The sequence below is a fragment of the Prauserella flavalba genome, assembly GCF_003202235.1.
GTDB classification, from domain to species: Bacteria; Actinomycetota; Actinomycetes; order Mycobacteriales; family Pseudonocardiaceae; genus Prauserella_A; species Prauserella_A flavalba.
In genome coordinates this window covers 195037-215861 of the sequence record NZ_MASU01000011.1, presented here as the reverse complement: position 1 = coordinate 215861, position 20825 = coordinate 195037, and the positions used below count along the sequence as shown (strand labels likewise).

The window sequence follows — 20825 nt, the reverse complement described above, 5'->3', positions numbered from 1 at the left end:
CATGGAACGCGCTGGTGACCGGCGGCAGCCGGGGAATCGGCGCGGCGATCGCACTCCGGCTCGCCGAGGACGGCACCGACGTCGCGCTCACCTACCGGCACGACGAGGACCGGGCACGCGCGGTGGCCGATCGGATCAAGGCGGCGGGACGCAGGGCGCTCGTCCTCCGCGCCGACAGCGCTGACGAGGCGGCCGTGACCGAGGCCGTGGAGTCGTCGGTCTCGGAGTTCGGCAGGCTGGACATCCTGGTCAGCAACGCCGGCCGGTTTCCCGTGGCACCGCTGGAGCAACTCGACGTCGCGGAGTTCGACCGGACGATCGCCGTCAACGTTCGCGCTCCGTTCGTCGCGGCCAGAGCAGCGGCGCGGCACCTGTCCGGCGGCGGCCGGATCATCAACATCGGCAGCAACATGGCCGAGCGCGCGGTGTTCCCTGGGATATCGCTGTACTCGCTGAGCAAAACGGCGCTCATCGGGCTCACCAAGGGACTCGGCAGGGAACTGGGTCCGCGGGGCATCACCGTGAACCTGGTCCATCCGGGGCCGACCGACACCGACCCGGCCGACGGCCCGAACGCCGGCACCATCCGCGGCTTCACCGCACTCGGCCGCTACGCCGAACCCGCCGAGATCGCCGCCGCGGTGGCCTTCCTCGCGGGGTACGGCGGCGCTTACGTCACCGGCACGGTGCTCACTGTGGACGGTGGCTTCAGCAGCTAGCGAGTGTCTCCAGCACCGTGAGGGCCGCGGTGCCGAGCGCACCGCCCGGCCTGGGGTTGAACACGCCGCGTTCGACGGCACGCGCGAGCCCGCGCTCCGTGCGGATCCGGCCGAGCAGGGGCACGCCCACGGCGTCCGCGACGTCGTGGGCGGTCAGCCCGTCCGGGGCGGGGCCGCGCGCGAGCACACGCACGTCGCCGGTCAGCTCAGCGAGGCGGGCGAGTACCCGGGTCGCCGCGACGCACGCCCGCACCTCGGCGGGTACCACCAGCACCGCCAGATCTGCGCGCCGGAGCGCCTCCTCCGCGGCGGTGTCGGGTTGCCGGGGCACGTCGCAGACCACCACCCGGCCGGCTCGCCTGCCCGCCTCGACGACGGCCGCGACCGCATCGGCCGTCGGGCCCGGGCCCTCCCGGTCGCACGACAGCACGGAAAGCCTTCCCTCGCCGTGCTTTCTGGCCGGCAACGCGGCCTCCAGCTCCGGCATCGACACCCGTCCCGACCGCACGCGCAGCTGCGGCCAGCGCAAGCCCTCGGCGCGTTCGGAGCCGAGCAGCAGATCGATGCCGCCGCCCAGTGGATCGCAGTCGACGAGCAGCGCGGAACCGCCGGTCCTCGCCACACGCAGCCCCACGCTGGCCGCGAGCACCGATGCCCCCGCCCCGCCGCATCCACCGACGACGGCCAGCACCTGGCCCCTTCCCTGACTCGGCCCCTCTGCGACGTCGGCGAGTGCGGCCACCAGCGTGTCCTCGCCTTCGGGGAGGGCGACGACGTCCTGGACACCGAGCGCGAACGCACGCTGCCAGGACTGCGGGGCCGGAGCGCCCTTGCAGACGAGCAGTACCCCTTCCCGGCGTGGCAGCGCGGGATCGGGGTCCTCCGCCAGTGCGGAGTCGTCGAGCAGCACGAGCGGAGCCGTCGCCCACGGCTCGCGCGCCGCGCCAAGGTCGCTCACCCACTCGCTCTCGCACCCCACCGCCGCCGCGATCCGCTGAATCTCGTCGAGCACGGCGTCGTCACGCACCACGACGAGCGGACGGTCGGCCTGCCGCATTCTCCACCCCCAGAGCCGGTTCTGCGATCACCCCAACGGTCACGCGGCGTCGCAGGACACGGCAAGCCCGGGTTCGCAAACCTGTGGACAACCGCCCCGATGTGGACAACTCCGTGGATAAAGGGGCGGCCCCCGCCAGGGGGGAGGAGCGGGGACCGCCTGGGGTTCAGTCCCGGGGGGTCGGACTGAACCGGGGTCCGGCTGGACCGGACTGTTCAACTCTAACTCCGCCAACGCCGGGTCGCGTGCCCCCGAGTACCGCAATTCGGTAACGGCACACGGGCGCACGTTCCGTTGCCCTGCCCGGGAAATCCCCTCCCGACACCGACCGTCGCCGGTCGCTCACTCGCCGGGTCGCAGCGGCGGCGGAACCGATCACTATGGTGGAGCCGTGGCCGAACCCAGCAGCTCACCGCGGAGCGCGTCTGAAGCACCTGCCTCGGTGGCGGCGTTCTTCGACCTCGACAAGACCATCATCGCCTCGTCCAGCGCGCTCGCGTTCAGCAAACCCTTTCTCCGCCAGGGATTGATCAACCGGCGGGCGGCGCTCAAGAGCGCCTACGCACAACTGATCTTCTCGCTGTCCGGAGCCGACGCCGACCGGACCGAGCGACTGCGGGCGGCGATCTCGGCGCAGTGCGCGGGCTGGGACGTCGCCCAGGTACGGGCGGTCGTCAACGAGACGCTGCACGACGTCGTGGCTCCGCTCGTGTACGCCGAGGCCGCGGAGCTCATCGCCGACCACAAGGCACGCGGCGAGGATGTGATCGTGCTGTCCGCGATGGGCGAGGAGGTGGTCTCGCCGATCGCCGAGATGCTCGGGGCGACCAGGAGCATGGGCACCCGGATGGAGATCGTCGACGGCCGCTACTCGGGCGAGCTGGAGTTCTACTGCTACGGCGAGCAGAAGGCCGTCGCCGCGAAACGGTTCGCCGCCGATCACGGCTACGACCTCACCGCGTGCCACGCCTACACCGACTCGAGCACCGACGTGCCCCTGCTGGAGGTCGTCGGGCATCCGCACGCGGTCAACCCCGACCGGGCACTGCGCAAGCTGGCCGTCGAGCGCGACTGGCCCGTGCACACGTTCACCAACCCGGTCTCGTTGCGCGCCCGCATCCCCGCGCCGTCGCCCGCGGTGATGGCGGTGGGACTCGGAGTGGGCGCGGTGGCCGCGGGGGCGACGCTCTACGGACTGTCGCGACGCCGCCGCCGGGACACGCCGTAGACCACCCACCCGGCGGCTTGTTGTGCTTGCCGGGTCACGGAAACAGACCGGCTCACACCCATGAAAGTCACTGGATAGAGGCTCTGTACCGGTGCACCCCGCAGCACCCTTGAAGTGACGGCCATCACTCGGTAGAAAGGGGGTTGCGGACATCTGGTCGGCCAGGGATCCGGCGAAGAGAAGCCCGATCCACCCCGAAAGATCTCCGTGCGCGGACTCCGGGCACCCACGCTGGGCATGCCGCGGGAGGCTTGTCGTCGAGGGACTGCGTACCGGGACGCCGGACGCCGAGTCCCCACTGAGTACGACACGAGTTGCAGCTTGGTCACCCGAGCAGTCCGCGCGAGCAGGCGGCGCCCGTTGACGTTCAACGTCACGGGCGCCGCCAGCGTATGCGGCAGGTTTTCCCTCGGTAGTGCCGCCTTTCGGTCGTTGACCGGCTCCCGTTTCGTCAGTAGCTTTCCGGCGTCGGCGAGTTCTCGTGGAAATCCCACGAACGCACACGCCCTGGGAGGCTTTCCGTGACCATCCCCCGCGCCCGGCACAGGACGACGTATGCCAGAAGATGCGCCACCGCTTCGATCGCCGGACTGCTCGCGGTGACCGCGAGCGCCGCACCCGCCGCGGCGGAGGAGCCGCGGCCGGGCAACTGGGCCGAGGAGACGCTGCGCGGGCTGACCCTCGAACAGAAGGTGGGCCAGCTCTTCGTCGCCGACGTGTTCGGCAAGGGCGCGAACGAAGCCCACCCTTCGAACCGGGAGAAGTACGGAGTCGACACCCCCGCCGAGGTCGTGCACCGCTACCAGGTCGGCGGCGTCATCTACTTCAACAACGCGGGCACCGACAACGTCGACGACCCGGCACAGGTCGCCCGGTTGTCCAACGGGCTGCAGCGCGCGGCGCTCACGCACGCGCCGCACGTGCCGCTGGTGCTGTCGATCGACCAGGAGGGCGGGCGCGTCACCCGCATCGGCGACCCGGCCACCGAGTACCCGAGCGCGATGGCGCTGGGCGCTGGCCGGGACGCCGGCGGCGCCCGCACCGCCGCGGCGATCAACGGCGCCGAGCTGCGCGCGATGGGCATCGCGCAGGACTTCGCGCCCGACGCCGACGTGAACTCCAACCCGCTCAACCCCGTGATCGGCTCGCGGTCCTTCTCGGCCGATCCCGCGCTGGCGAGCGAGCTGGTGGCCGCGCAGGTGGACGGCTACCAGAACGCGGGCAGCGCCACGGAAACCGTGTCCGGTGCGGCGAAGCACTTCCCCGGCCACGGCGACGCCGCGACCGACAGCCACACCGGCCTGCCCACCATCGAGCGCACGGAACAGGAGTGGCGCGAAACGGACCTGCCACCGTTCCGCGCCGCCATCGACGCGGGCATCGACTCGATCATGACCGCGCACATCGCGGTGCCGAGCCTCGACCCGTCGGGCGATCCCGCCACGTTGTCGAAGCCGATCATCGGCGGGCTGCTGCGCGAAGAACTGGGCTACGAGGGCGTGGTGGTGACCGACTCCCTGCAGATGCAGGGTGTGCGGGAGCTGTACTCCGACGCCGAGATCCCGGTGCGCGCGATCGAGGCCGGGGTCGACCAGATGCTGATGCCGCCGGATCTGGGTGTCGCGATCGGCGGCGTGCTCGACGCGGTGCGCAACGGAAGGCTCACCGAGGAGCGGATCGACCAGAGCGTGCTGCGGATCCTGGAGCTCAAGGCCAAGCGCGGGATCGTGGAGAAGCCGTTCGTGAACGAGCGCGCGGTGGAGCGGACGGTGGGCAATCCCGAGCACCTCGCCCGGATCCAGGAGGTCACCGACCGCACCACGACCGTGCTGCGCAACGACGCCGGTGTCCTGCCGATCACCGAGCCGGGCAAGGTGCTCGTGACGGGGTGGAACCGGCCCGACTATCCCGGCTATCCGGCAGAGCCGGTGGACGCTCTCGCCGACGCGATCGGCCCGTTCGCGACGCCCCTGCCCACGGGAACCAACCCGGACGCGGCGGCCATCGACCGTGCCACGACCGCCGCTACCAGCGCAAACGTCGTGATCGTGCTGACGAACAATCTGCGCGGCAGCGAAGGCCAGCGCGCACTCGTCGAAGAACTCATGGCCACCGGCAAGCCCGTCGTGGCAGTGTCGGTTCAGGAACCGTACGACCCCGGGTACGCGGACGTGCCGACGTGGGTCGCCACTTACGACTGGCGGAGCGTGACCATGTCCTCCCTCGCGAAGGTGCTCTTCGGCGAACTGTCGCCGCAGGGCAGGCTTCCGGTGACGATCCCGGCCGGAGACTCCGGCCCGGTGCTGTTCCCGTTCGGCCACGGGCTGACGTGGTGATGGTCAACCGGCGGCTCTTCCTCGCCGCGAGCGCGCTGGCGACCCCGATGCTCACCACGGGGTCGCAGTTCGCCGCGGCGGCGCCGATCCCGCAGTCGGGCCGGGTCACGCCGGGCGCCGACGTGCTCGCCGCAGAAGGCTGGCAGCGGCTGGCGGGGCGCAAGGTGGGCGTGCTCTCCAACCCCACCGGCGTGCTCGCGAACCGCGACCACATCGTCGACTCGCTGGTGGCCGCCGGGATCCGGCCGGTCGCCGCGTTCGGCCCCGAGCACGGGTTCCGTGGCAGCGCGCAGGCGGGCGGCTCCGAGGGCGACTACGCCGATCCGCGCACGGGCGTTCCCGTCTACGACGCGTACGGGGCCACGGCCGACACGCTCGCGGCGATGATCACCAAGGCGGGTGTGGACACGGTGGTGTTCGACATCGCCGACATCGGCGCCCGCTTCTACACCTACATCTGGTCGATGTACACCGCGATGGCCGCCGCCGCGCGCACGGGCGCCGCGTTCGTGGTGCTCGACCGGCCGAACCCGGTCGGCGGCGAGGCCAGGGGGCCGATGCTGGATCCCGCGTTCAGCTCCGGTGTGGGACTCAAGCCGATCGTGCAGCAGCACGGCATGACCGTGGGCGAGCTGGCCCGGTTCTTCGACGCCGAGTTCCTGCCCGGCGACGGCGGCAGCCTGGAATCGCTGGAGATCGTGGAGACCCACGGCTGGCGGCGTTCCCAGCTGTTCTCCGAGACCGGGCTCGTGTGGACGCCGCCGAGCCCGAACGTGCCCACCGAGCAGACCGCGCTCGTCTACCCAGGCACGTGCCTGTTCGAGGGCACGGTGTTCTCCGAGGGACGCGGCACCACGCGGCCGTTCGAGATCGTCGGCGCACCCGGTGTCGACTGGCGGTGGCGCGAGGCGCTCGGGAAGGAACGACTGTCCGGGGTCAGCTTCCGGGAGACCTACTTCGTGCCGACGTTCGGCAAGTTCTCGGGCGAGACGTGCGGCGGGGTGCAGCTCAGCGTCACCGACCCCCATGCCTTCGATCCGATCCGGACGGCCGTGGCGATGCTCGTGACGGCCAAGCGGGTGCATCCGCGGCTATTCGGCTGGCGGCCGGACGACTTCATCGACAAGCTCGCCGGCTCGGCGCGACTACGCACGATGGTCGACGCGGGCGCGGGCACCGACGAGATCGTGGGGGCGTGGCAGGGGGAGCTCGCCGAGTTCGAGCGCAGACGGCAGGAGTACTTGATCTACCGATAGGCGGGGACGATCGTGCGGGGGAGAATTGCGGCGCTGGCCGCGGTCATGGTGCTCACGGGAGCGACGGCGATGGCTTCTGCCCTTCCTGAGGACGGCGGGCGCTTCGACCGCCCGAGGGAGGGCTTCGCCCCCGCGTCGACGGTGCTGAGGGGAGCGCTGCCCGAGCAGGCCGGACTCGACCCCGAACCGATCCGCACGGCCGAACGGCAGCTCGACGACTGGAGCCGGGCCGACGCCGCCGACGGGCATCCGCTGTTCTCCGGTGCCGTGGGCATGCTCGTGCACAACGGCCTGATCGTCGACACCCACGCCACGGGCGGAGCCGTGCGCTACGCCGACGGCAGCGGCAGGGAGCTGCCGCGCTCACGGCAGGTGCCGATGCGTGCCGACACGATCTTCGACATGGCGTCGGTCACGAAGCTGTTCACCTCGATCGCGGTGATGCAGCTCGTGGAACGCGGCCGCGTGGACCTCGACGCGCCGGTCGCCCGCTATCTGCCCGAGTTCGGGGTCAACGGCAAGAGGTCCATCACCGTCGAGCAGCTGCTCACCCACACGTCGGGCCTCGAACCGTTCCTGCTGCTGTGGCGGGACTGGCCGGATAAGGCGTCGCGCATCAAGGCCGTCATGAACGTCGCGCCGGAGACCGAGCCGGGCAGCACCTACACCTACTCCGACCTCAACCTCATCACGCTCGGCGTGCTGGTCGAGCGCCTCACCGGGTCCACGTTGGACAAGGTCGTGGCCGAACGGATCACCGGCCCGCTGGGCATGACCGACACCGGTTTCAACCCGCCGGCGTCGAAACGCGACCGGATCGCCGCGACCGAGTACCAGACGAACCCGAGGCGGGGCATGGTCCGCGGCGAGGTGCACGACGAGAACGCCTGGGCGCTCGGCGGCGTCGCCGGGCACGCCGGGGTGTTCTCCACCGCGAGGGACATGGCCGTGCTCGGCCAGTCACTGCTGAACGGCGGAACGTACGCGGGCGAGCGGATCCTCAGCGAGGGGAGCGTGCGCGCCATGTTCACCAACTACAACCTCGGCTTTCCCGGCGACGACCACGGGCTCGGCTTCGAGCTGAACCAGCTCTGGTACATGGGCGGGCTGACGTCCACGGTCACGGCGGGGCACACCGGTTACGCGGGGACGTCGTTCGTCGTCGATCCGAAGTCCAGCTCGATCGCGATCCTGCTGACCAACCGCGTTCACCCCAGCCGGGAATGGGGCTCGATCAACGTGGCGAGGCAGGCGTGGGCGACCGCGCTGTCACGGGCGATGGCGGTGCTCCCCGCCGAGGGGCGCACGTTCTGGTTCAGCGGGCTCGGCGACGAGGGAACGGCGACGCTGACGACACGGCCCATCACGACGAGTGGCCGTTACAGCTCGGTGCGGTTTTCCGCCTTCGTCGACTGCGAGCCGACGGACCCGCTCGTGCTCGAGGCGAGCACCGATGGGACGACGTGGAAACCGGTCACGGTCACGGCGACGGGGCTCGGCGCGCCGCGGGAGGCCGTCCCTTTTCTGGCCGGAACCGGTCACCGGACGTGGTGGTCCGTGCGCGCGGAACTTCCCCGTGCTGAAAATCTCACTCTTCGTTGGCGATTCACCACGGATGGGAACTACACGGCCCGCGGAGTGGCCGTCGACGCGATCACGGTGACCGATGGAGAACGCACGCTGCTGGATGGCGAACGGCGGCCCGACGCGTTCGAGGCCGTGGGCTTCTCGTTGCACAGCCGGTAATTAGTTGCAGAGTCGTTAGCCAAGCGAGGTTAACGACCACGACCCGGTTGGCGACTTTCTCAGCAACTACGAAGCAGCAGCACGGGACGTGGGAACACTCTCAGGTTGCGATCATTCCGAAAGGTGTGGGTAACCTTGTCGCAGATGCCTACGGTTAGTAAGTTTCCCACGATGAGCAGCGTCCACCCTGACGACCAGGCCGTCCCGGATCCGTCCGCCGACGGTCCCGAGGGCACCGTGGGTCAGGGTCTCGACGCTGACGCCAGCCCGCTCGTGCGCATCCGCTCGCTGCTCCCGGGCCTGGCGCGGGCCGAGCAGCGCGTGGCGAAGGTCGTCCTCGACGATCCCTCGGCCGTCGCGAGGCGCAGCATCACCGAGGTCGCACTCGCCGCGAACACCAGCGAGACCACGGTCACCCGCTTCTGCAAGGCCATCGGGGTCGGCGGCTACCCGCAGCTGCGCATCGCGCTCGCCGCGGACACCGCCCGCTCGGCCGCGCGTACCACGCGCAACCTCGGCGGCGACATCACCAGGGACGACGACCTGGCCTCCGTGGTCAGCAAGGTCAGCTTCGCCGACGCGCGCGCCGTCGAGGAGACAGCGGAACAGCTCGACGTCGCCGAGCTGGAACGCGTGATCGACATCCTCGCCGCGGCGGGCAGGGTCGACGTCTACGGCGTCGGCGCGAGCGCGTTCGTCGCCGCCGACCTGCAGCAGAAGCTGCACCGCATCGGCCGCATCAGCTTCGCGTGGTCCGACACGCACATCATGCTGACCTCGGCCGCCGTGCTGAAGGCGGGCGACGTGGCGGTGGGCGTGTCCCACACCGGCGCCACCACCGACACCGTCGAGGCGCTGCGCGTGGCGAGGGAACACGGCGCCACCACGGTGGCGGTGACGAACTTCCCGCGCTCGCCGATCACGGAGGTCGCCGACCACGTGCTCACCACGGCGGCCCGCGAGACCACGTTCCGCTCCGGTGCCACAGCCAGCCGGATCGCCCAGCTCACGGTGATCGACTGCCTGTTCATCGGGGTCGCGCAACGGCACATGGACGACGCCGTCAGCGCGCTCGACGCCACCCGCGACGCGGTGGGCACCCACCGGCTCGGGGTCAGGCCCGACGGCAGGAGGCGGCCGAGGGACACCGGTAAATGAGCGACGCGGTGGATACGGCTGCGCGTTCCGACAGAACTGCGAAGACGGTGAGGCCAATGACCACAAGCCGCAGGGGGGTCGGTGCGGTACCGCCCCAGGTGGTGCACGTCGACTCGCCGACCGAGCAACGCAACCCCCGCACGACGGACATCGACCAGATGTCCACCGCGGGCATTCTCACGGCGATCAACGCCGAGGACAGCCGTGTCCCCCGCGCCGTGCACGCGGTGCTGCCGCAGCTCGCGACGGCCGTCGACTACGCCACCGAGGCGCTACGGGGCGGGCACCGCGTCCACTACGTGGGCGCGGGCACATCCGGCAGGCTCGCCGTGCTGGACGCGGCCGAGCTCGTGCCGACGTTCAACGTGCCGCCCGACTGGTTCGTCGCACACCACGCGGGCGGCGAGCGCGCACTGCGCCACGCCGTCGAGAACGCGGAGGACGACGAGAGCGCCGGCGCCGCGGAGCTGAGCTCCACGGCGGCGGCAGGCGACTTCGTGCTCGGGCTGACCGCGTCCGGCCGCACGCCCTACGTGCTGGGCGCGCTGCAGGCCGCCAAGCGGCGAGGCGCGCGGACCGGGCTCGTGTCCGGCAACCCGGGTGCGCCGAAACCGCCGGGTGTGGACGTGCTGATCGCCGTGGACACCGGGCCGGAGACCATCGCGGGCTCCACCCGGATGAAGGCGGGTACCGCCCAGAAGATCGTCCTCACCGCGTTCTCCACGGCGACGATGGTCAAGCTCGGCCGCACCTACTCGAACCTGATGGTCAGCATGCGCGCCACGAACGCGAAGCTACGGGGCCGCACGTTGCGCATCCTGCGCGAGGCCACCGGGCTGAGCGCGCAGGACTGCGACGAGGCACTGACCAAGGCGGACGGTGATCTCAAGGTCGCACTCGTCCATCTGCTGTCCGGAGTGGACGTCGCCGTGGCGAGCAAGGCGCTGGCCGCGACCGACGGGCACGTCCGCAAGGCGCTGGAGTCGGTGCGGGCAAGGGCCTCGTAGCCGGCTCAGGAGGCGGCGGCATCGGCGATGCTCGTCGCCTCCCGTGCTCCCGCCTCGAACGCCTCGCACGAAAACAGCAGCCACTGCCGCACGCCCTCGGGCTCGCCGCTCGCGAACGCCTCGGCGGCCTCGTGGTAGCGGCTGGTGCGCCGGAAGTAGGCGACCTCCGGCACGGTGAGCGCCTTCGGATCGAGGCCGGTGGCGATCATGGTCAGCCTGGCCGCGGCGCGCGCGACCACGGCGTCGGCCGAGCCGAACGGCCGCAGCGTCAGCAGCTCGCCGTGCACCACGGCGGTCAGCACTGGGCCCGGCACCGCCGTGGCACCCGTGACGAGCTGGGCGAGCAGTTCCAGCCGCGCACCGACTCCCGCGGCGGTGCGGGGCCTGCCGAGCGCGTCGGCGTCGGTGGTGAGGTCGGCGGCGGCGAGCACGTGCATCCTCGCCAGTGCCTGCAACGGCGCCCGCCGCCACGTCGGCAGCAGCGACTCCGCGGCCTCGGCCACGCGCAGCGCACCCGCGAGCACCGGGTCGGTCACGGCGCCCTCGTCGGGCAGGTCCGGGTCGGCGCCCTCGGTTCCGGCCGACGCGCGGGCCGCGCGCACCGACGCCTCCGCCGCGGTGGCCGAGCCGCCGCGCAGGTTGGCGCGATGCCGGTGCACCGCGAACACGGCGTCCTGCGCGGTCTTGGCCGCCGCGGCGACGCCGTCGAGCTCCAGCAGCGGAGCGAGCGGGTCCGTCATGCGTCGAGCACCTGGCCTTCCTTCGCGACCACCGGCGGCAGCGTCGACCACGGGAAGTTGATCCACCTGTCGGTGCGCCGCCACACGTACTCGCACGCCACCGCCGACGTCGGCTTCTCGTAGACGACGGCGCAGCGCACCTCGGCGACGTGGTCGGCGCAGAAGTCGCGCACCAGCTTGAGCGTGGCACCGGTGTCGGCGACGTCGTCGGCCACGAGCACGGTGGCGCCCGCGAGGTCAACGGCATTGGGCACGGGCGGCAGCATCACCGGCAGGTCGAGCCGCTGGTCGACGCCCGTGTAGAACTCGACGTTCATGACATGCAGGTTCTTGACGTCCAGCGCGTACCCGAGCGCACCGGCGACGAACAGGCCACCGCGCGCGATCGACAGGATCAGATCGGGCCGGAACCCGCTGTCGGCCACCTGCATGGCCAGCTCACGGCCGGCCGTGCCGAACAGTTCCCACGTGAGCTCCTCGCGCTCAGCCATCCGCGCCGTCCCTTTCCGCCTACTACCGGGTACGACGAGCATAGGCAGCGCCCGTCAACCGCTTGTCAGCCGCTCGTCGCCCGCTCCTTGTCGCACCGGCAACCTGGCTGCAACCTTCTACATGCCGTACTAACGTCACTACGGACGCCGCCACGATTCGCGTAGCAGGAGGCCAAGCACCATGACAGAGCAGTCGCCGGCACTCGACAACCTGTTGACCGAGAGCCGGACCTTCCCTCCGAGTGAGGAGTTTGCCGCGAACGCCAACGCGACCTCCGAGTGGTATGCGAAGGCCGACGAGGACCGCGACGCCTTCTGGGCGGAACAAGCCGAACGACTGCACTGGGACACGAAGTGGACCCAGGTCGTCGACTGGTCAGACGCCCCCTTCGCGAAGTGGTTCGTCGGCGGCAAGCTGAACGTGGCGTACAACTGCGTCGACCGGCACGTCGAGGCCGGGCACGGCGACCAGGTGGCCATCCACTGGGTGGGCGAGCCGGGCGACACGCGCGACATCACCTACGCCGAGCTGAAGCGCGAGGTCTCCAAGGCCGCGAACGCCCTGCTCTCGCTGGGTGTGTCCGCCAACGACCGCGTGGCGATCCAGCTGCAGATGATCCCCGAGGCGATCGTCGCGATGCTCGCGTGCGCCCGCATCGGCGCGCTGCACAGCGTGGTGTTCGGCGGGTTCTCGCCGAGCGCGCTGCGCCAGCGGGTCGACGACGCGCAGGCCAAGGTCGTGATCACCTCTGACGGGCAGTACCGCCGCGGCAAGGCCGCGCCGATGAAAGCCAACGTCGACGAGGCGCTCGCGGGCGCCGAGAGCGTCGAGAAGGTCGTGGTGGTGCGCCGCACCGGCGACGACCTGGGCGGCGACGTGCCGTGGACCGACGGCCGAGACGTGTGGTGGCACGAACTGGTCGACGGGCAGTCCGAGGAGCACTCGCCGGAGGCGTTCGACTCCGAGCACCCGCTCTACATCCTCTACACCTCGGGCACCACCGGGAAGCCGAAGGGCATCCTGCACACCTCGGGCGGCTATCTCACGCAGGCCGCCTACACCCACCACGCGGTGTTCGACCACAAGCCCGGCGAGGACGTCTACTGGTGCACCGCCGACATCGGCTGGGTCACCGGGCACTCCTACATCGTGTACGGGCCGCTCGCCAACCGCGTGACGCAGGTGGTCTACGAGGGCACGCCCAACACCCCGCACGAGGGCAGGCATTGGGAGATCGTCCAGAAGTACAAGGTCTCCATCTACTACACGGCGCCGACGCTCATCCGCACGTTCATGAAGTGGGGCGCCGACATCCCGGCGAAGTACGACCTGTCCTCGCTGCGCGTGCTCGGCTCCGTGGGCGAGCCGATCAACCCCGAGGCGTGGATGTGGTACCGGGAGAACATCGGCGCCAACCGCTGCCCGGTCGTCGACACGTGGTGGCAGACCGAGACCGGCGCGATCATGATCTCCCCGCTGCCCGGCGTCACCCACACCAAGCCCGGCTCGGCGCAGCGGCCGCTGCCGGGCATCTCCGCGAAGGTCGTGGACGACAAGGGCCAGGAGGTCGGCAAGGGCGGCGGCGGTTACCTCGTGCTCGACAAGCCGTGGCCGTCGATGCTGCGCGGCATCTGGGGCGACGACGAGCGCTACCGCGAGACCTACTGGTCCCGGTTCGCCGACCAGGGCTACTACTTCGCCGGTGACGGCGCGAAGTACGATAACGACGGCGACGTGTGGTTGCTCGGCCGGGTCGACGACGTGATGAACGTCTCCGGGCACCGGATCTCCACCACCGAGGTGGAGTCGGCGCTCGTGTCACACCCGACCGTCGCCGAGGCGGCCGTGGTCGGCGCGACCGATCCGACGACGGGGCAGGGCATCGTCGCGTTCGTGATCCTGCGCGGCGGCGTCGTCGAGGACCAGGCCGGCGGCGAGGAGGCCATCCAGGCCCTGCGCAACCACGTCGCGAAGGAGATCGGCCCGATCGCCAAGCCGAGGCAGATCATGATCGTGCCGGAGCTGCCGAAGACGCGCTCGGGCAAGATCATGCGGCGGCTGCTGCGCGACGTCGCGGAGAACCGCGAGATCGGCGACGTGACGACGCTCGCGGACAGCTCGGTCATGGACCTCATTTCCAGCGGCCTGAAGTCCGGCAAGGGCGACGAGTAACCACTGGCGCACGCGAAAGCGGCCTCCACCCGGCGTGGGTGGAGGCCGCTTCTCGTTGCGTGTTCAGCCGATCAGCCGGTCACGTCCAGGTGCGCCTCGACCGGGGTCGGCACGGGAGCCATGCCGTCCTCGTCGGCCTGCGAGCCCGAGCCGCCGTTCGAGTCGTCGCCGTTGTCGCCACCGTTGTCGCCGTCGTCGCCGCCGTCGTCACCGGGGGTGGTCGGCGGGGTGGACGGCTCGCCGCCGTCGTCGTCACCCTTCGCGCAGGTCGCCGACGCGAGGTCGAGGCTCTGCAGGTTGTTGACCTTGATGGCGATGGCCGTGACGGTGGTGGAGCCGTCGTCGTTGGTGACCTGCTTGTTGAGCGTCACCGAGGCGAGGCCCGGCACCGCGATCTCGGTGTTCGCGGGAGCGGCCACGTCCAGGGCGATCCCGGCGACCGACGCGCCGGCGACCGACGAGGAGGCGACGCCGTCCTCGCAGCTGGCCTCGATGGCCTCGGCCGCGACGAGCGGCTGCGAGAGGCCGAGGCCGAGATCCGGCAGGGCGTTGAGGCTCACGCGCAGGTCGGCGATGCTCGACTTGGCGTAGCCGTCACCGGCACGCGCGTTCAGCACGCCGAGGCTCAGCAGGTTCTGCGGCACGTCGAGGCTGACGACCGACTCCTCGGTGGCGCCGTTCGTGTCGTCCACGTAGGGCGTCTGCGAGATCTTGAGCAGGCCGTCGGCGGAGATCGCGAAGGCCGAGTTCTCGCCACCGGCGGCCGAGGCCGTGGGGGCGAGCAGGACACCGGCGGTCAGCACGGCGGAAAGGGCACCGACACCGGCTACGGCCAGTCTTCTCTTGGACAATGAACTACCCTTCAAAGAAATTGCGTACAATTACCGCGAATAGCGGTTCTTCGTGCGAAATAAGGCTTCCGGAAAAACGGCGTCAGACGATGTTGACGATCGTGCCGAGCGGAAGCTTGACGAGTTCGTCGAGGGCCTCTTGCGTCACCCTGATGCACCCGTCGCTGTTCGCCTGGCCGACGAAGCTGTCGTCGGGCCAGGTGTGAATGCCGACGGTGCCGGGGCCACCGCCGAACGTTTCGTGCGAATCCGAGTGATAGCTCAACGGAAGCACGATGGGGCTGTAGTCGTTCACCGTCTCCGCGATGGAGGCGATGATGTACGCACGCCCCATCGGCGTCGGGTGCTCTTCCTTGCCGATGCCGATGGTCCATTTCCCGAGCGACTTGCCGTCCTCGGTGATTTCGAGCTCGAACGCCTCGCGGTTCACGTTGACCACGAAGTTGTTGCGCGCCGACTCCACATCGGAGTCTCCGGCGTGGATCCAGCCGCTCGCCCCGTTGGGCCTCGTCGGCAGCAGAACCTGCGCCCACTCACCCTGGGTGGCGATCACCGGAACCCAGGTCGGGGAACCCATCTGGCGGGTCGGCAGCTTCGCGAACGGCTCGCCGTTCACGGCCTTGTAGACGACGAGATCCTTCTTCGGGTGCAGCACCTGCCCGGTCGGGGCGGCGCCGGGGTCGAGGGGTGCATCCGCGAGGTCGCCGTACGTCGTGGCGTCGGGCAGGCGAGTCAGTTCCTCCTGGCTCACCGCCGACGGTTCGACGGTGTTCTGTTCCTCGCCGCCGCCACACGCGGAGACGAGGAACGCCAGCAGCGCCGCGCCTGCGACCGCCAGCAGTCGTGCCGACCTTTTCCTCCCGAGGGCACGGGAGGTGCCAGATCTATCCATCGATCACTTGTCCTGAAGCAGTAGGTACACGGGTACACACACGCGGAACCCCAACGACGGCGCCAAAAATCGCGCCGACTACCGCATGCGTACGAGACGACTCGCATTGTTATCCCGTGAAGAACGGCGGATCAAACCCGTTGCTTTTCCACCACAACCCCGGCAACAGGGCAAACAGCGCGTTTACGCAGGCCAGACACTCGCTAGTGGATCACTCGATAGTGTTAACCCTCGTCAGGCGATGCAACGTGACCCCCGGGGGAACGTCGTCACCCCCTGCGGCGCACGTCACCACACCGGGATCCTTCTCCCGTGGAATTCCTACCCGGAAAGTGCGAGCAGCGCCACATTGGCCCCGCGTCAACGGGCGCGGAACAATCGCGAGCGCCCCAACCCTGCGCATGCTGATCTCGAACGTGTGTTCTATACTTTCGGCCGTCGTAGCCGCACGCCACCGACAGGGAGACCACCCCGCATGAGCTTGGACACATCCATCACGCCGGACGAGCAGGTGAACTCCGCCGAAGCGGCTCCCGCGCAGCAGGCGGAACCGGCGCAGGCGGCGCAGCAGGTGCAGTCCACGGAATCCACGGAATCCACCGAATCCACGGGCAACGCGGAGCCGTCCGCTCCCGCCGAGGAGACCAAGCCGAAGCGGGGCCGCCCGAAGGGCTCGAGCAGTGCGCGCAAGACCCGCACCGTCGAGCTCACGCTCACGGTCACGGGCACCGCCGACGGCGAGTGGCAGGCCGAGCTCAAGCACGGCAGCAAGTGGGTCGCACGGGGCCTCGACATCCCGGCATCCGCGGTGTCGCGGGCGGCGAAGGAACTCCATGAGGAGCTGTCGGCCCCCATCGACGAGGTGATCAACGCGGCCAGGGAACAGCAGGCCGCCAAGGTCGCCGAGCTGGAGGCCCAGCTGGAGCAGGCCAAGCAGGCGCTCGCCGAGCTGGAGAGCTGAGACTTTCTCCCTGACGGCCCTGGTCCCGGAGCATCCGGGGCCAGGGCCGTCGCCTTCTCCGGGCTCAGCCCACCACGATCGTCGGCTCGTGCTTCACGGGGAAGTTCACGGAGCGCGCGATGAAGCACTTCTCGTGCGCCGGGCCGTGCAGCTCGGCGGCCTTGTCCACCATCGAGGCGTCGGCGACCGTCACAGTCGGCCGCAACGTCACCTCGGTGAACTGCCCGCCGCCATCGGCCTGCTCGGCCATCGTCCCCGACGCCGAGTCGACATAGTCCGTCACCACGACTCCCGCCTGCGCGCACAGGGCGAGGTACCACAGCAGATGGCACTCGGACAGCGCCGCGACCAGCAGCTCCTCGGGGTTCCACCTCGCCGGGTCACCCCGGAAAGCCGGATCCGCCGAGCCGGTCAGCACCGGCTTGCCGTCCGCGCTGATCTCGTGCTCACGGCCGTAGGCGCGGTAGCCCGACGTACCGGTGCCCTGGTTCCCCGTCCACCGCACGGTGAGCGCGTAGGAGTGCTCGCGTTGTCCCATGTGTCCGGTATACCGGAGCGAAAGGGCTCGGCCGTACGGGTTTTCGCACTTGCGGCTCGCCCCACAACGCGTTGAATGTCGCCGTGAGCAACCGATCGGAAACCGAGTCGCACTCCGGCGAGCACCACCACGAGGACTTCAGCGGCAAGCTCAACTGGCTGCGCGCGGGCGTGCTCGGCGCCAACGACGGCATCGTGTCCGTCGCCGGCATCGTCGTCGGCGTCGCGGGTGCCACCGCCGACCGCACCGCGATCATGATCGCCGGCATCGCCGGGCTCGTGTCCGGTGCGCTGTCGATGGCGGGCGGCGAGTACGTCTCCGTGAGCACCCAGCGCGACACCGAGCGCGCGATGCTGCGGCTGGAGAAGTACGAGCTGCGCACCATGCCCGAGGCCGAGGAGCGCGAGCTCGCGGAGATCTACGAGGCAAAGGGGCTCTCCCCCGACCTCGCGGCCCGGGTGGCGAAGGAGCTGTCCGAGCAGGACGCGCTGCAGGCACACGCCGAGGCGGAGCTGCACATCGACCCCGATCACCTCACGAGCCCGTGGCAGGCGGCGTTCGCCTCGATGGCGGCGTTCACGATCGGCGCGTTGCTGCCGCTGCTGGCGATCGCGCTGCCACCCGTGTCGCTGCGCGTGTGGGCGTGCGGCGGCGGCGTCATCGCCGGCCTCGCGCTCACCGGCTGGGCGAGCGCGAAGCTCGGCAACGCGCGCAAGCTCAGGGCCGTCGCCCGCAACGTCGGCGTCGGCGCGCTGACGATGCTGGTGACGTACCTGGTGGGCCTGCTGTTCGGCGTGACGGTGGGTTGACGCTGCTCAGCGGACGCCGCGCATCAGCTTCCGGATGAAGGGCGCGAGCAGGGCGATCAGCGCGCCGATCACCACGGCGACCGCACCGACGATGCCGAAGTACGAACCCTCGGAGTCGGGGCTGTAGTACTCCGCCAGCGAGCCCGACAGCGCCGTGCCCAGCGACACCGACAGGAAGTTGAGCGCCACCATCTGCGTGCGGAACGCCTTCGGCGCGAGCTTGGTGGACAGCGAAAGCCCCACCGGCGAGAGCAGCAGCTCGGCCAGCGTGAAGACCAGCAGGATGCCGACGAGCGCGAGCACCGGGCTCGTGTTGCCCGTGCCGCCCGCCATCGGCAGGAACAGCAGGAACGCGACACCCATGAGCGCGGTGCCCAGCGCGAACTTGATCGGGGTCGACGGCTGCCGCTGGCCGAGCTTCGTCCACATCGTCGCGAACACCGGCGCGAGCACGATGATGAACACCGGGATCACCGAGTTCACCCACGACACCGGCATCTCCCAGCCGAACAGGTCGCGGTCGAGCCGCTCGTCGGAGTACACCGTGACGACCGTGAACTGCTGCTGGTACAGGGCGAAGAACGCCGCGCTGGCGATGTACATCGGGATGAACGACAGCACCCGGCTGCGCTCGACGGCCGTGATCTTGCGGCTGGTGAGGATCACGGCGAAGTAGGCGACCGAGGCGACGCCGACGACCCAGACGGTCACGTCCGAGAGGTTCGCCGCGGTGATCACGCCGCTGAGCACGAGCACCGCGATCACGGCGGCCAGTGCCAGCACGCCGACACCGACGAGCGGCAGGCGCGAGGACGGCAGCGGGTTGGGCACCTCGCGAGCCTTCTCGCCGAGGTTCTTGCGACCCAGCGTGTACTGGATGAGCCCGAGCGCCATGCCGACCGCGGCGAGCCCGAAGCCGAGGTGGAAGCCGACCTCCTTCTGCGCGAGGCCGGTGAGGATCTGGCCGACGAACGCACCGAGGTTGATCCCCATGTAGAAGAGGGTGAAGCCGGCGTCGCGGCGCTGGTCCTCCTCGCTGTAGAGCGTGCCGACCACCGCGGTCGCGTTGCCCTTGAGCCCGCCGCTGCCGAGCGCGACGCACGCGAGGCCGACGCCGATGCCGGCGTAGCCGGGCAGCACCGCGAGGCTGACGTGGCCGATCATGATGAGAATCGCGCTGTAGAAGAGGGTCCGGTCGGGCCCGAGCAGCCGGTCGGCCACCCACGCGCCCGCGATCGTCGAGAGGTAGACGAGCCCGCCGTAGCCGCCGACGATGCTCAGCGCCGTCGCCTTCGACATCGCAAGGCCGCCGTCGGCCACCGCGTAGTAGAGGTACAGCGGGAGGATGCCGAGCATCCCGTAGTAGGAGAACCGCTCCCACATCTCGACGCCGAAGAGGTTCGCGAGCCCTCGTGGGTGCCCGAAGAACCTGGTGTCCCTGTTGGCCTCTGTGGAGGCCGTTTCCACGGAGTTCACGTGCGTCCGCCCTTGTCGTGCCGGGTATGGAAAACCACCAACACGGTAGGTTACTGCCGGGTAAATTCCAGACCGAGGCGGGTCGGGCTACGCCCGGCGAACGGCTAGGCTGGGGGCCAGGTGTGCCGGGAAGTCTGGTCGGCGGTCTCGTAGCCGATCCCTGGAGCCGCCCGTGAACACCCCCCGCCGACCCGCTCAAGCCGTCTCCGAGTTCGCCCGGTTTCTCCGGGTCGAGACGACCGGCGGCATGCTCCTGCTCGCCGCCACGGCCATCGCCCTGCTGTGGGCGAACTCCCCGCTGGACGACGTCTACCGAACCGTCCGCGACTTCCACATCGGCCCCGAGTCGCTGCACCTGAACCTCTCCATCGGCGACTGGGCGAAAGACGGCCTGCTCGCCCTGTTCTTCTTCGTCGCGGGGCTTGAACTGAAACGGGAGCTCGTGGTCGGCGAGCTGTCCGACCTCAAGTCCGCGGCGCTTCCGATCATCGCCGCGCTCGGCGGGATGATCGCGCCCGCGCTGATCGCCGTCACCATCGCGTGGGGCGAGCCGGGCATCGAGCGGGCGTGGGCGATCCCGGTGGCGACGGACATCGCGTTCGCGCTCGGGGTGCTCGCGCTGACCGGCTCGAACCTGCCCGCCGCCGCCCGCGTCTTCCTGCTCTCCCTCGCCGTGGTGGACGACCTCGGCGCGATCATCGTCATCGCCGTGCTCTTCACCGAGACCTTCAGTCTCGTCGCCGCTGCGATCGCCGTGGCGGGCCTCGCCTGCTACGCCTACCTCCAGCACCGCCGCGTCCGGGCGTGGTGGCTCTACGTGCCGCTAGCCGTCGTCGTCTGGGCCGCGGTGCACGCCGCGGGCATCCACGCGACGATCGCGGGCGTCGCACTCGGGCTGCTCACGCGCGTGCGGGCCGACCGGGGCGAGGACGAGGCACCCGCACTGCGGCTCGAACACCGCCTGCAGCCGTGGTCGGCCGGGTTCGCCGTCCCCGTGTTCGCACTGTTCGCGGCGGGCATCACGATCAGCGCCGACGCGCTGGGCGCCGTGTTCACCAGCGCCATCCCGCTCGGCGTGATCGCGGGCCTGCTCGCGGGCAAGGTCGTCGGCATCCTCGGGTTCTCCGCGCTGGCCGTCCGGCTCGGCCTCGCGCGGCTGCCCGGCTCGCTGACCTGGCGTGATCTCGGGGCGCTGTCGATGCTCGGTGCCGTCGGCTTCACCGTGAGCCTGCTGATCGCCGAGCTCTCGCTCGAAGGCGAGGCCGTCGAACTGGCCAAGGCGGCCGTGCTCATCGCGTCGGCCGTGGCGTCGCTGACCGCCGCGCTGCTGCTCGTCAGGCGGAGCAAGGCGCACGCCAGTAGCGCGCCCACCGAGCCCTCGGATTGA

The 20825-nt window shown here is 70.3% G+C and carries 18 protein-coding genes; 11 read left to right on the top strand and 7 right to left on the bottom strand.

The features are described 5' to 3' along the window. Positions 1-14 precede the first annotated feature (14 nt). Positions 15-719, top strand: a complete 705-nt coding sequence (locus BA062_RS25475) for an SDR family NAD(P)-dependent oxidoreductase (protein WP_110340970.1) — start codon at positions 15-17, stop codon at positions 717-719. Here the strand turns inward: BA062_RS25475 and ssd are convergent. After that, on the bottom strand, positions 709-1776 hold the full coding sequence (ssd, locus tag BA062_RS25470) for a septum site-determining protein Ssd (RefSeq protein WP_110340968.1): 1068 nt from the start codon (positions 1774-1776) through the stop codon (positions 709-711). The genes BA062_RS25475 and ssd overlap by 11 nt on opposite strands. 391 nt (positions 1777-2167) lie before the next feature. Between ssd and BA062_RS25465 the strand changes: the two genes are divergently transcribed. The 6 genes from BA062_RS25465 to murQ all read left to right on the top strand — a co-directional run bounded on the left by BA062_RS25465 (position 2168) and on the right by murQ (position 10507). Beyond that, on the top strand, positions 2168-3004 hold the full coding sequence (locus BA062_RS25465; protein WP_110340966.1) for an HAD-IB family hydrolase: 837 nt from the start codon (positions 2168-2170) through the stop codon (positions 3002-3004). 521 nt (positions 3005-3525) lie between these two features. Next, complete coding sequence (locus BA062_RS25460; RefSeq protein ID WP_245959995.1) at positions 3526-5340, top strand: glycoside hydrolase family 3 protein; 1815 nt, start codon at positions 3526-3528, stop codon at positions 5338-5340. Continuing rightward, positions 5337-6596 carry an exo-beta-N-acetylmuramidase NamZ family protein gene (locus BA062_RS25455; RefSeq protein ID WP_110341045.1) on the top strand — a complete coding sequence of 420 codons (1260 nt, stop codon included), beginning with the start codon at positions 5337-5339 and terminating at the stop codon, positions 6594-6596. Before BA062_RS25460 ends, BA062_RS25455 begins: the two co-directional genes overlap by 4 nt. Before the next feature lie 45 nt (positions 6597-6641). Beyond that, the gene (locus BA062_RS25450) at positions 6642-8342 is read left to right on the top strand and encodes a serine hydrolase domain-containing protein (RefSeq protein WP_110340964.1); all 1701 of its coding nucleotides are present in this window, start codon (positions 6642-6644) and stop codon (positions 8340-8342) included. Positions 8343-8513: 171 nt separating this feature from the next. Next, positions 8514-9500: a MurR/RpiR family transcriptional regulator gene (locus tag BA062_RS25445; protein ID WP_245959994.1), complete on the top strand. Its 987-nt coding sequence runs from the start codon at positions 8514-8516 to the stop codon at positions 9498-9500. Between the two features lie 56 nt (positions 9501-9556). Next, positions 9557-10507, top strand: coding sequence for an N-acetylmuramic acid 6-phosphate etherase (gene murQ / locus BA062_RS25440; protein ID WP_110340962.1), 951 nt, complete (start codon positions 9557-9559; stop codon positions 10505-10507). A 5-nt stretch (positions 10508-10512) separates the two neighbouring features. Here murQ and BA062_RS25435 read toward each other — a convergent pair whose 3' ends face one another. Then, positions 10513-11247, bottom strand: coding sequence for an oxidoreductase (locus BA062_RS25435; protein ID WP_110340960.1), 735 nt, complete (start codon positions 11245-11247; stop codon positions 10513-10515). Further along, positions 11244-11738, bottom strand: coding sequence for a phosphoribosyltransferase (locus tag BA062_RS25430; RefSeq protein WP_110340958.1), 495 nt, complete (start codon positions 11736-11738; stop codon positions 11244-11246). Before BA062_RS25430 ends, BA062_RS25435 begins: the two co-directional genes overlap by 4 nt. A gap of 181 nt (positions 11739-11919) precedes the next feature. Between BA062_RS25430 and acs the strand changes: the two genes are divergently transcribed. Then, on the top strand, positions 11920-13911 hold the full coding sequence (gene acs / locus BA062_RS25425) for an acetate--CoA ligase (RefSeq protein WP_110340956.1): 1992 nt from the start codon (positions 11920-11922) through the stop codon (positions 13909-13911). 71 nt (positions 13912-13982) lie between these two features. Here the strand turns inward: acs and BA062_RS25420 are convergent, their stop codons facing one another. Continuing rightward, entirely contained in the window at positions 13983-14762 is a 780-nt protein-coding gene (locus tag BA062_RS25420) for a choice-of-anchor P family protein (protein ID WP_110340954.1), read from the bottom strand. Between the two features lie 82 nt (positions 14763-14844). Then, positions 14845-15654, bottom strand: a complete 810-nt coding sequence (locus tag BA062_RS25415; protein WP_210406989.1) for a L,D-transpeptidase — start codon at positions 15652-15654, stop codon at positions 14845-14847. 475 nt (positions 15655-16129) lie between these two features. Between BA062_RS25415 and BA062_RS25410 the strand changes: the two genes are divergently transcribed. After that, entirely contained in the window at positions 16130-16615 is a 486-nt protein-coding gene (locus BA062_RS25410; protein WP_110340952.1) for a DUF6319 family protein, read from the top strand. Between the two features lie 64 nt (positions 16616-16679). Here BA062_RS25410 and BA062_RS25405 read toward each other — a convergent pair whose 3' ends face one another. Continuing rightward, entirely contained in the window at positions 16680-17153 is a 474-nt protein-coding gene (locus tag BA062_RS25405; RefSeq protein ID WP_110340950.1) for an OsmC family protein, read from the bottom strand. 83 nt (positions 17154-17236) lie between these two features. Here BA062_RS25405 and BA062_RS25400 point away from each other — a divergent pair, with 83 nt between their 5' ends. Next, the gene (locus BA062_RS25400; protein ID WP_110340948.1) at positions 17237-17962 is read left to right on the top strand and encodes a VIT1/CCC1 transporter family protein; all 726 of its coding nucleotides are present in this window, start codon (positions 17237-17239) and stop codon (positions 17960-17962) included. Positions 17963-17968: 6 nt separating this feature from the next. On the opposite strand, the gene BA062_RS25395 is transcribed toward BA062_RS25400, so the two are convergent. Then, positions 17969-19429, bottom strand: a complete 1461-nt coding sequence (locus BA062_RS25395; RefSeq protein WP_110341039.1) for a peptide MFS transporter — start codon at positions 19427-19429, stop codon at positions 17969-17971. 181 nt (positions 19430-19610) lie between these two features. Here BA062_RS25395 and nhaA point away from each other — a divergent pair, with 181 nt between their 5' ends. Continuing rightward, the gene (nhaA, locus tag BA062_RS25390; RefSeq protein WP_110340946.1) at positions 19611-20825 is read left to right on the top strand and encodes a Na+/H+ antiporter NhaA; all 1215 of its coding nucleotides are present in this window, start codon (positions 19611-19613) and stop codon (positions 20823-20825) included.

What these genes read in the sequence shown, in the direction of transcription:
- BA062_RS25415 (WP_210406989.1), bottom strand. Translation starts at nt 15,654, where the DNA reads ATGGATAGATCTGGCACCTCCCGTGCCCTCGGGAGGAAAAGGTCGGCA.
- ssd (WP_110340968.1), bottom strand. Translation starts at nt 1,776, where the DNA reads ATGCGGCAGGCCGACCGTCCGCTCGTCGTGGTGCGTGACGACGCCGTG.
- BA062_RS25435 (WP_110340960.1), bottom strand. Translation starts at nt 11,247, where the DNA reads ATGACGGACCCGCTCGCTCCGCTGCTGGAGCTCGACGGCGTCGCCGCG.
- murQ (WP_110340962.1), top strand. Translation starts at nt 9,557, where the DNA reads ATGACCACAAGCCGCAGGGGGGTCGGTGCGGTACCGCCCCAGGTGGTG.
- BA062_RS25450 (WP_110340964.1), top strand. Translation starts at nt 6,642, where the DNA reads ATGGTGCTCACGGGAGCGACGGCGATGGCTTCTGCCCTTCCTGAGGAC.
- BA062_RS25410 (WP_110340952.1), top strand. Translation starts at nt 16,130, where the DNA reads ATGAGCTTGGACACATCCATCACGCCGGACGAGCAGGTGAACTCCGCC.
- BA062_RS25405 (WP_110340950.1), bottom strand. Translation starts at nt 17,153, where the DNA reads ATGGGACAACGCGAGCACTCCTACGCGCTCACCGTGCGGTGGACGGGG.
- BA062_RS25430 (WP_110340958.1), bottom strand. Translation starts at nt 11,738, where the DNA reads ATGGCTGAGCGCGAGGAGCTCACGTGGGAACTGTTCGGCACGGCCGGC.
- acs (WP_110340956.1), top strand. Translation starts at nt 11,920, where the DNA reads ATGACAGAGCAGTCGCCGGCACTCGACAACCTGTTGACCGAGAGCCGG.
- BA062_RS25445 (WP_245959994.1), top strand. Translation starts at nt 8,514, where the DNA reads ATGAGCAGCGTCCACCCTGACGACCAGGCCGTCCCGGATCCGTCCGCC.